Here is a 247-nt window from a genome sequence, read left to right as displayed (position 1 = left end):
AGTCCTCGTTGGTACCGGCACCGGTGGCGATCTCGATGCCATGCGCCTTGGCGTGGGCGGCATCGATGTTTTCAAAGCCGGCGCCCAGGGCACACACCAGCTGCAGATGCGGCAAGGCGCGCATTTCGTCGGCAGTCAGGCCGGTGGAGCCGTTGGTCAGCACCACCGCCACCTTTTTGGCCGGGCCGGCGATCATCGCGTCACGGCGCTGGCGATCCGGCGCGTAAAGGATGTCGTAGTGGGCGGC

The 247-nt window shown here is 66.8% G+C and carries 1 pseudogene; it reads right to left on the bottom strand.

What is annotated here, in order from left to right:
- A pseudogene (locus ACZ3HG_RS24505) lies at positions 1-247 on the bottom strand (2-hydroxyacid dehydrogenase); the annotation flags it as partial.

Source organism: Erwinia sp. PME.40.26/001 (assembly GCF_055556675.1).
The sequence above is the reverse complement of the archived record's forward strand: the minus strand, read 5'-3'. Positions and strand labels throughout refer to the sequence as shown.